Annotated in this window: 10 protein-coding genes; 5 read left to right on the top strand and 5 right to left on the bottom strand. The window is 39.1% G+C overall.

Annotated elements, in window-relative coordinates:
- Positions 1-220: 220 nt before the first annotated feature.
- Positions 221-379, top strand: coding sequence for a hypothetical protein (locus tag AC2JBO_RS38190; RefSeq protein WP_496958850.1), 159 nt, complete (start codon positions 221-223; stop codon positions 377-379).
- A 203-nt stretch (positions 380-582) separates the two neighbouring features.
- Here the strand turns inward: AC2JBO_RS38190 and AC2JBO_RS38185 are convergent, their stop codons facing one another.
- From AC2JBO_RS38185 to psbQ, 3 genes are read right to left on the bottom strand one after another with little or no spacing between them, the layout of a single operon-like run.
- On the bottom strand, positions 583-1434 hold the full coding sequence (locus AC2JBO_RS38185) for an alpha/beta fold hydrolase (protein WP_496958849.1): 852 nt from the start codon (positions 1432-1434) through the stop codon (positions 583-585).
- A gap of 29 nt (positions 1435-1463) precedes the next feature.
- Positions 1464-2645, bottom strand: coding sequence for an NAD(P)/FAD-dependent oxidoreductase (locus AC2JBO_RS38180; RefSeq protein ID WP_496958848.1), 1182 nt, complete (start codon positions 2643-2645; stop codon positions 1464-1466).
- A gap of 50 nt (positions 2646-2695) precedes the next feature.
- A complete protein-coding gene (psbQ, locus tag AC2JBO_RS38175; protein ID WP_496958847.1) occupies positions 2696-3163 on the bottom strand; it encodes a photosystem II protein PsbQ in 468 nt (155 codons plus the stop codon).
- Between the two features lie 379 nt (positions 3164-3542).
- Between psbQ and AC2JBO_RS38170 the strand changes: the two genes are divergently transcribed.
- Positions 3543-3959 (top strand): Tery_1686 family protein, encoded by a 417-nt coding sequence (locus AC2JBO_RS38170; protein WP_496958846.1) that lies wholly within the window; start codon positions 3543-3545, stop codon positions 3957-3959.
- Positions 3960-4042: 83 nt separating this feature from the next.
- Here AC2JBO_RS38170 and AC2JBO_RS38165 read toward each other — a convergent pair whose 3' ends face one another.
- Positions 4043-5311 carry a Caspase domain-containing protein gene (locus AC2JBO_RS38165; protein WP_496958845.1) on the bottom strand — a complete coding sequence of 423 codons (1269 nt, stop codon included), beginning with the start codon at positions 5309-5311 and terminating at the stop codon, positions 4043-4045.
- A gap of 546 nt (positions 5312-5857) precedes the next feature.
- Between AC2JBO_RS38165 and AC2JBO_RS38160 the strand changes: the two genes are divergently transcribed.
- Positions 5858-7216, top strand: a complete 1359-nt coding sequence (locus tag AC2JBO_RS38160; protein ID WP_496958844.1) for a hypothetical protein — start codon at positions 5858-5860, stop codon at positions 7214-7216.
- Between the two features lie 441 nt (positions 7217-7657).
- Positions 7658-8725, top strand: a complete 1068-nt coding sequence (locus tag AC2JBO_RS38155; protein WP_496958843.1) for a HEAT repeat domain-containing protein — start codon at positions 7658-7660, stop codon at positions 8723-8725.
- Between the two features lie 185 nt (positions 8726-8910).
- Here the strand turns inward: AC2JBO_RS38155 and AC2JBO_RS38150 are convergent, their stop codons facing one another.
- Positions 8911-9675: an RNA polymerase sigma factor SigF gene (locus AC2JBO_RS38150; RefSeq protein WP_496958851.1), complete on the bottom strand. Its 765-nt coding sequence runs from the start codon at positions 9673-9675 to the stop codon at positions 8911-8913.
- 574 nt (positions 9676-10249) lie between these two features.
- On the opposite strand from AC2JBO_RS38150, the gene AC2JBO_RS38145 reads away from it, so the two are divergent.
- On the top strand, positions 10250-10483 hold the full coding sequence (locus AC2JBO_RS38145; RefSeq protein WP_496958842.1) for a PCRF domain-containing protein: 234 nt from the start codon (positions 10250-10252) through the stop codon (positions 10481-10483).
- Positions 10484-10519 lie beyond the last annotated feature (36 nt).

Below are 10519 nucleotides of genomic sequence, written 5' to 3'. Positions count from 1 at the left end.
TAACTGTGTAACCATGTGGCGCCAGTATTTGTTGCGCGGTTCCTAAATAATCTAGCTCTCTGATAATTATTTATTGTATTGGTTTTTACCTTGAATGACCTACACTACCCATTTTTACCAGTGTAGGTTTACAAAAACATAATCAATAATATATTTGTAAACAATTCTAAAACAATTTCATGCTATACATTTTATACTATAAGTAAAAAGGAAAGAGAGTATGCAAGCTTATAAGCTAAATGCAATAATTGATGAATCAGGAAGTTTAGTTTTTGACGAACCTTTGAATATTGCTCCTGGTAAAGTAGAATTAATTATTTTACAGACTCTTGAAGCTACTTCGAGTTCCAAAGAGAAAGTCGAGAGTCAAAGCATTTGAGGGATTGTTTGAAAACGCTCCGAATGTACCTCCTGATTTTGATCCAGATGAAGCAAGGTGGGAAGCTTTAAAGGAGAAATACAATCTGTGAATCACAAATACTTTGTAGATAATGAGAGTCGGTGCGTAACGCTACAGGTCTTATAACGTTAGTTGAAATTTTTTAGTAGCGTTACGCACCCTACGTTTTTTACTAACATCCTCTAAGAATTTTCTGAACGTCGCACGAATGGTAGCAAGTCTTCTAATATTGTTTCGTGATAGTGTTCTTGAGGGTAGTGACCAACGTTATTAAGTTTGACTAACTCCCCACTTGGTGTAGAAGCAGCAAATGTTTCTGCCATATCTACAGATAACCAAGGGTCTTGTACTCCCCATTGCAATAATACAGGCTGCTTCCATTCTTTAAATCCAGATTCGATTTCTTGCATCGCTTTATCCAGTTGCAAGTTACGAATAGTTGCTAAAAGCGCGCGTCCTGATGAAGAACTTTTTAAATATGGTTTACGATAAATACCTAAATGTTCCTCATCAATAATATAACGGGCGCCTCCTTCTAACGTTCTATCAACTAATAATGGGTCTTGAGTCATCATCTCACCAGCTAAGGGTAAACCTAATTGCTGAATTTTCCAAGGGACTTTCGCAGTTTGAGAAATTGGCGCATTCAGAATTGATATATTCGCAACTTGTTCTGGATGACGTAAAGCGTATTGTAAGCCAACTGAACCTAGAAAACCCTGAACGACTAAAGAAAATCTTTCAAGTTTTAATTCTGTAATAAACTTTTCTAATGCAGTAATAAATGCATCAGGTGTATAGGCAAAGTCGCGTTTTTCTGGTTTAGAAGAAAAGCCATATCCAATCCAATCTGGTGCTATTGCGTGTGTTCCCTGCTGTGCTAATGCTGGTAAAATGTTTCGCCAACTATAACTTTGTGATACTATTCCGTGTAGTAATATTACGGGTAATAAATCACTGCGACCAATTGGTTCAGATTCGCGGTAAAACCATTCTAATGAGTCGATTTTTATCTTTTTTTCTGCTATTGACACGGTTTTTATCTACTGCTTGTATTTTGGTTTTATTGAATAATCATCTCACGAATTGTGACCGCAGTCGCAGGCGCCAACAAAACACCGTTACGATAATGTCCTGTAGCAACAAGGATATTACTATACCCAGGCAGTTTTTCGATAATTGGTGCAGGGCGCCCTTCGGGACGGGGACGTAACCCTGACCATGTGCGGGTAATAGTAGCGTCTTTAAGTTCGGGACAAAAAGATATAGCCTGTTGTTTGACTGACTCTAACAATTCAGCGTCAGGAGGTAAGCTATATCCTTCAGTGTTGGGAAACTCAACAGTGGCGCCTACCCAATAATCTGTAACAGGTACAACAGAGGCGCCACATGGAACAATATGTACATCATTTCCTGTTATAGCTGGCTGAAAATCTGAGTTGCCAAGCGCATGTCCAACGTGAAAATGTATAGCTTGCCCTAACACAGGACGAATGTCTATTTTTTGATTCAATTGCGCTGTTAAAGCAGTTGAACCAAGCCCAGCACATATAATTACTTTGTCTACGGATACTTTACCATCGCTTGTCTCAATATATTGACACACTCCCTCTGAGTTCGTACTTAGAGGACTAAACGCATTAACTTCTACACCAAATTTAAAACTTACACCATTTGCCATTGCCCCATCTACCAAAGCTAATGTCAGGGTTGTTGGGTCGAGTTGACGGTCACATGGAGAGTATACGGCGCCAATGATTTGCTCTAAGTTTATGTGTGGACAAGCAAGATGTAGTTTCGCTGTGTCCCATACTTCTAACTGCCAACCTTGTTTCGCACGAATTGCAGCTAAATCTTCCCATTGTGATCCCCCCTGCCCCCCTTGATAAGGGGGGTTATAATTATGCTTGTCTTGAAGCCCCCCTTGATAAGGGGGGTTGGGGGGATCTTGTTTTGTTAGTAACATTAATATTCCCTGACGGTTAAAAGGAATTTTACGCCCAGAAACAGCTTCTAACTTGGGAACCCATTCTTCATAAGTCTTAATACTCTGTTCTCGCATTCGCCACGCTTTACCCTTGGTCTTGTGGCTAATAATGCCCATTAATACACCTAATGCCGCCCCTGTTGAAGCTTGTGCTGGCGGTTTTGGGTCGAAAACAGTAATTTTTAATCCTGAAACTTGACTCAGTTCGTATGCAAGAGCGGCGCCGACTACGCCACATCCGATAATTGCTATGTGCATGATTAAGATAATAGAGACCAGGGACTAATCCCTAGCCCCTTTATTTAAAATTAACCTGCTTCTTGCGAATTAATCGATGGCGGCATTAAATTCAGGAATTTGTCAATATCTGAATATACCGCTTCATAGTTGCTTGCAGCAGCTAGCTGATTACCAGAAGAAGCCGCTTGGTCAATTTTGACTAAGTGGTCAAACACGTCCCGTGCGACTTTACGCGCAGGTGCCTGTTCTTTGGGTAATAGGTTAGGAACAATATATGTCATGTCCAAACGCGCTTCCGCCATTGGTCCATGTATAAAATTACCCACCTTAATCCAATCTTTATCGACGATTAACTTTCCAAGTTCTAATCTACGGTCGCGTACTGCTTCGACATCAGTTAAATATCCCTGAATCTTTTCCAGTTGCGCTTGCGTATACGTTGGAGGTGGAGTTGCAACGCTAGGTCCACCACAACTCATCAAGAAAGTTGCCAATAATACCAGTATTACAGAAATGATGCTCCGTTGACGCGCCATAAGCAAAGCCGATTTGTTAGCCATATAACAGTTGTAATTTTAGATCGGAGCGGCCTCGTTTACGAGTGTTTATTAGCTTATTACTTTATTCGTGCAGAGTATTATATACCGTAAAGACCTTACATACTATAAAAGTGGCAACTTTTAGCACTTAATATAAAAATTGGGTATAATTGCTCAGTACATACCCAAATTATCTTAAAAAATTTCGTATCATAAGTTTCAAAAAATACAACTATAGAAATAATTATTATCAAATGCTGATTTTAAAGTTGCTTTATCGTAAAAGTATTGATAAGCTTTAACACCAAATAGAGTAAGCCTTCTGGCGGTTTTCTGTCGTCACATCATTAAATCGTAATAAGAGGAGACAAATAGCGTGAACGCAGCAGAAATGGCAACTAGCCTTGAATTCGCTGGTAAGATAGCCACGGTAGTCAATTTGTTCAAACGTGAATTTCCTGACGCAAAATCTGACCTCAAACCTTGGCATAACGACCCCGACACGCGCGAGTTAGTTGACCCTGACTCCATAGATATTGGCTTTCATTTCCCCGGTATCAGTCGGTCATGGCGTGTTCGCAGTTTACTGTTTCAAATTCGCTTACATTTAGACCCCGATTCTAGCTTACGTCGAGTCGTTGGCATTGAAGTTGCAGGTTTTGACCATCGTGGCGAAGCTTGGCACCTCTCAACAGTCGAAAACTGGAAGTTTGTAGGCGCCACCATGCCATCAGAACAAGTAGGAGAACGACTCAAGCAAATTTGCCGCCAAATCTTAGAAATATTTACGTAGGGTGCGATCAGGCCACCAACAATCTTGAACGAAGCGATCGCATCTAATAGCGTCACGCACCTCGCTTTAAAATTTAGGAGTTATTACGGCGCCGAACTTTCACAGCGTAGCAATTTATCCAAAGTCGCAATCAGAGAACGCGAACCAGATTTGCGGATATTATTTTCCATCCCAATATCTATAAGTTCCATACCTAGACGCTTTACATAAGTCTTAAGAACTTCGGTATCATATTTATCTGCCTTCAATGATTCATAGTTATAGCCAAAAGACTTGTTAGCATCCCATTTCAATATCTTCGCTATCGAATTAACTACATACTTCTGCTCTGGACGCGCGGTCTTAATAATTTGGCTTATTGGTTGCTGTAATATTTTTTCGATATCTTTGGAGCTTGCTTTATCTTGCAGCCAAGACTCCGAAGTTGAAATTGGTAAATCCATCGTTTGTTCATCAACTTTAGCAAAAGCATGAGCCTCTGTATAGGAAACTTTATTATCCTTATTGTAATCAGCTGAAGCTACAGGTTGTCCAATTCGATTTCTACCGCTCAATCCAGCAAAGAAACTTGAACTATAATCTTTGTAATCTGCTTCGTTAACAAGTGGTGTACATCCCACCGAAGGCAATGTTTTAATCGTAGCAAAGAAACCACAACGCGCTTGCATTGCCACAGGACGTTTCGGGTCGCCTCCTTCATAGATAAAATTGGCGAAAGAACCAGAAAAACACTGCGCCATCACCACCGCAACTGGTTTATCTTGGGGCATTTTATCAAGCATCGTCGAAAGCTGTTTGACACTCATCGACTGTCGGTTCCAAAGCGTTAATGAATTATTGTTTAAATCTTGTTCGTTTGGAATACCATGTCCTGTAAAGTACATTAGTATCGGTCTATTTGGAGTTTCGCTAGCTTGTTGTAGCCAGCTTTGTAAATTACTGAGAGTAGAGGCGCCTTTGAGGTCTGGAATTGCGGGAACTTTGAATTGCTGTTTACCTGTATCATCGATATAGCGAATCGTAGCCTCACCGTCATTACCATTGGCAAAGTAAACTGATGCGTCTGTTGGGTCATATCCCAACTGCTTAAGCGTTCGCTGGAAGTAAAGAACATTCTTTTCTAAAGCTATTTCATTATGGTCTGGGGCGCCACCCCCTGCTAAAACCAAGAAATTTGGAGCGCTGCTTTTAGCTTTTTTAGGTTGTAATGCTAAGTTCTGCTGCGTTGCACAACCACTAGTTTTTAGATGATGTTTATATTCTTTAGTCAACGCAAAACTAAAAGGATTTTCGAGTATGTATGTAGTCAATATTACTGCAAAAACAGTACTCGAAACAAGCAGGCGATGCATGGGATACCTCATTCTTCTTTCTTATTGTTGGTTTTCCATCTCACTTACTCAAGTTTAGTAATTTTTATTGCAAATTTCATAAGTATTTTTTTAAACTTATATAAAGAAGTGTACTGATATTTACAGGCGCCTGCACTCATCATAACCTTGACAACTTTATAGTAATCTTGTATTATATAGTTTGTGGCGCCAGTATAATGTTTGTTTTGAAAAATAGGGCGCTTTCAAGCAAAAACAAATCAAAAAAGCAAATTAGATTAAACGCAGGAGCAATATCTGCGTAGATTTTAATCCTCACTACCCCCACGCTCAACAGCTACCGTGTACACACAAGTCTCTTTTTCTTCTCTTCCTTCTCTTTCTTCGTGCCCTTTGTGTCTTTGTGGTTCTTTAAATAGATAAACCACAAAGGCACAAAGAACACAAAGAGAGGAAAATAAGGTCTTTATTAAAGATGTGTGTACACGGTAGACGCTCAACAAAGGGGATAAATTATCCTGCATTAAAACTTCTCACCTACCAATACATCCTTTTTAAAGTAAAAACATGGTAAATACAACAGGCGCCACATCGCTGCTGGAGTTGATAAATATTTTGGAGGAACATCGCAACTCCATAATTATCAATCTCAAGCATTTACAAGAAAACTACCAGCGTAAAGGTATTAAGCGTCTCAGAGGGTTATGTGATGAAAATGGAAACTTTCAAGAACCTTGGTTGACAACTCAATACGTGGATATAAGTGAGTATGTTGATTTGTGTTCGTTTAGAATCAATCGTAATACTGCTACGATTAATATGCTTGTGAAACGTGAGAGTAGATTGCAAAAAGTCGAAGACAAAGCACCAGTCATCGAATTAGCGGGTTTATTACTCAATGACCTTTACACCTTCAATAATTATACTGTTGTTAACGATGGTGAAGTTAATATCAAGTCAATCAAAGTCAAAATTAGCAGCAAGAAGACTTTTGATGTATTAAGAGACAAGAATGTAATTATAGCAGAACGATTTGATTTTCGCTCAGAGTATGAAATTCAACTCGATAAGTTACCTTTGGTAGCAATTGATGCAAATTACAATAGTCTTGATGGCTTATTTTATGAACTTGCCCAGATGAAAGTGTTAGTAAGTATTTTTACAGCACACCTCAAAAATATATCAGATGTATATTTACCAGAACAATTAGAGGAACTGCAAAAGCATTATTTGTCAAAAAACCTTTATCTCAACTTTCCAACGACGAGGGATTATAGTGATGTCACAGCGTTAAAAACTTGTACAATTGATACAGATATCAGGTATAAAATTGATATTGGTAGTCGAGACATTCTCAACTTAGGTAAATTAATGAGCGCGAACAAATTCCTTGATAGAATGTATTGCGCTTACGATACTCAAACAGGTCAAGTGTTTCAAAAGGCAATATTTGAAGTGGCATGGGAAGAAAATATTGCCTTCCGACCAAAATCAATATCCGCGCGTATGAAAATAACGGCAGTTGATAACTTGATGAAGTCGATATTTGATGACTTTCTTGGGTTTAAGGACAATGGTATCGTTGCTACAGTACTCGAAAAAGTTGGTGCAGGCGCCGCGACTCGTATATTAGAGGATAAGCGAAAGGGTATTTTGGTAAGTAAGGAAGAAACGGTAACAGCTTTTACAGCAGCAAATACGAAATTAGAGCATCATATGGAAAGGGTTTACCGTGAAAATATTTCACCGCTGATTTTTTACATCGGTTCGACTGGAATTTTACCATCGGGAATTGATGCAAAAGCCAATTCAGCAGAGGAACTGATAAGTAAATATCCAAATTTACAGTTTAGTGAGGATGAAAAAAATGGCACATTCTTTGAAATAGGCGATAGTATTATTGGAGTGCTGAGTGCTGAGTGCTGAGTGCTGAGTAAGGTGTTTTTCAAATCTTTGTTTGTTTTTGAAACTGTGGAGCATTTAATACGCTCCACAGGTGCTGACTGCTGGTTTATGGATGGCGCCAAAGTAAAATTAAATATTTTGTAATTTAGTTTTGTAATTTTCCGTAATTTAGATTTTGAGACTGTATTAGTACAAAACACCTGAATTGAGTGCTGTGATTCGACGTAATTCTACTTATATTAAACTCTAGCGAAGGATAATTATACCTACAAAGTTAATTTCTCTTAATCCTCTTACTTTGCTTTCCTAGGGTTGAAACCCCAGGCTATTGCGGTTCGATATTAAACTGTTCCGAAATTGATACGAGAAACGTAAATATTACTAGTAGCTACTAAAATATGCGCTTGTAATACCCAGGATGCAGAACCATGACAATTACAGCTTCAGGGAGCAAGAAGAGTAATGAAAAATCTTGTGAAGCAATCGCTAATGGTTTTAAAAAATTGGCAGCTTCAATCACGAGTTCGTTCGGACGCTGTTTGTTCATTTAGTAAATTGCAAATGGGACACGATAAACAAGCTGTTCTGGAGTTGATTTCTCGATTAAATGACGAGCATCAGCGTTATGATGCGGTTATCGCGTTAGGAAATTTTGGGAAGACAGCGGAAATTGCTGTCCCTGCTTTAATCGAAGTATTGCAGGATGATTCGGTGTCGCTTCGTGTTAGTGCTATTGAGTCGCTGTGCAAAATTGGTTCAGAAGCTATAACAATTCCTGCATTGATAACTGCTTTACAAGATGCATCACCACAAGTGCGCGCGACTGCTGCGTTTGCGCTTGGCTGTTTTCAAGTTAAAGCAAGAATTGCAGTTGAACCTTTGATTAAGAGTTTGGAAGACTCCGATGAATGGGTACGCGCGAAAGCCGTTGAAGCTTTGAGTCACATTCGTCATCCCTCTTCGACACTTCCTTTAATAACTGCCTTACATGATGACTATCCCGGAGTACGCGCGAAAGCAGCTTTAGCTTTACCCAATGTTGCCGATAAAAGCATTGCTATTCCAGCATTAATTGGTGCCCTACAAGATAAAGACGCGCGAGTACGTGCTGCTGTCGCAGACGGTTTGGGCACGTTAGGTTCAGAAGTTAATCACAACTTGGTGGCGCCAGTTTTAGTTAGCGCTTTGCAAGACGAAGACCTGTATGTTCAAATTAATGCTGCCAAAGCGTTGATCAAAATTGGCTCGTATATTCAAAAAAGTATGAGTGTTTTAATGCTGATGCTTGAAAAAGGAGATGCCAATACTCGCATTAACACAGCTTTAAATTTAGGTATAATTGCTGTACACTTTCAAGATAAGGTTAGCTATTTATCTGCTCAAGAACTAGAACAGATTATATATGACTTTGAAACAGTAAGTTACCTGTTAGAAACAGACAAAAATCTTGATACCGCACAATTCGCGCTCGTTTCAGTCAATAATGCACTATGCTCTTTGAAGAAAGAACGAAGAAGTCGGAATAATTAATAGTTATCTGGGCGCTTGGATGGGCAAATAATTTATTAGGTTAGACGAAAACGTTAAACTAGTGGCAGTCAGTTACTGTGTATCTATATATTGACTTATAAAAACCAGTCAGAATGGGCGGATAAGTACTAAAGTACTTACTACGAGCGGACTTCTTCCACTCAGCACGACTCACTCAGCACTTTTTAAGAGTTTACTGCTATTGGTTGAGATTGCATCATACACATTAAATCTTGAATGCCTTTTTGCAGATATCGCGTAACAGTCATTGGACTTGTGCCAATTTTCTTGGCTGCATCTTTACGCGAAAGCTCTTTTAAGAACACTAGTTCTACTGCCATGCGGGGTTTCTCTTCAAGCTGTGTAATAGCTCCTTGCAACTGCTGACGCTCTTCTTCTTCTTGCTGTGCAGAAGTGGAACGTGGACAAGGTAGTGCTTCACCTAAAGTAATTTGGCAGTCTACATAATGTACAACGGTGGCATCCAAACTTAATGGCATACGATTTTGAGCAGCAAGTTTTGTTTCTTGCCATTCGTGTAATGGTACATCAAGTATGTCAGCAATTTCTGAGTCTTTTGGTGGGCGCCCTAAAGATTCAGCTAGTTCTTTGCGAACTTTTTGTCCTTCGTTGTACAATTCCTGCCAGCGACGAGGTATTTTGAGTAAGGTACTACGGTCACGTAAGAAGTGCAGCATTTCTCCGCGAATATAAGGTACAGCAAATGAGCTAAAAGCATAACCTTGGCTGGGATCAAAGCGTTCGATAGCACGAATTAGACCGAAATAGCCAATTTGTTCCAAATCTTCATAAGGTTCGTTGCATTGATGGCTAAATTTGTGCGCCATTTTACGAACTAAACCAGTGTGTAGCTGAACTAATTCATTACGAAGTTTTATAGAGGGATTTTGGTGATAAGAGAGCAATAACTCCATGCTATCAGAAGGCATTGTGGTGCGATTTCCGCTTTCACTATTGCCGTACCGTATATACGACTGATTGGCTACCATAAATATATCCTTTTAATTTAACCCCGATATTGATTTATCGGAGTTGCGTAATTTTTCATCAAAGCTGTAATTTATTTTCCTTACTGATGCTTTTAGACACCATTCGTTGTTCTACTGAACTTACAGAAGGGGTTTGACCCACGGTCAGTATTTATACGGTTCACTTTTCCGAGATATTCTGTTCTAAGTAAATATTAAGAGTAGGCTATGAAGGTAAAAATATAAGGTGTAACTAGGCAAAATCGCTTATTTACTGGATGTTGTAGCGTTTTATTACATGTCTTGCCGACCACATTTCATTCTGCTTATTCTTGTTGTACCCAAAATGCAGGCACAATTTTACAATCTGAAAAAAATTTATGTGACTTTCAAAAAAACCCAGCTTACAGCTCAGAATCCGGAACTCATAAAATTCTAACCTACAGCAGCACATTATTGACCCGTGTAATGTGACATAACACACTAGTCTTATAGTTTTTTACTCGGATACCACAATTTTGTAAAAATATTACCGATGGTATTATACACTACAAATAGTTCTACGTTCATAATAATTTCTGCGGTTGAGATAACACAACCACAGCAATGGGTAAATGATTTATGGCGAATGTATTACTATTGGGCAGAAAAGCACGGTTATAAAGTTGATGTGCTTGAAGTCAGTACAGATGACCATGCTCCTGGCGCCCACGGTAAGTTAAATTATTTGACTATAGAGGTAATATCATGTCCGGTTGATTACCCATAATTCCCGATAATGTAGAGACCGTATTAATTCGGTCTC

Source organism: Calothrix sp. CBUCES-K 9914 (assembly GCF_059640475.1).
The sequence above is the reverse complement of the archived record's forward strand: the minus strand, read 5'-3'. Positions and strand labels throughout refer to the sequence as shown.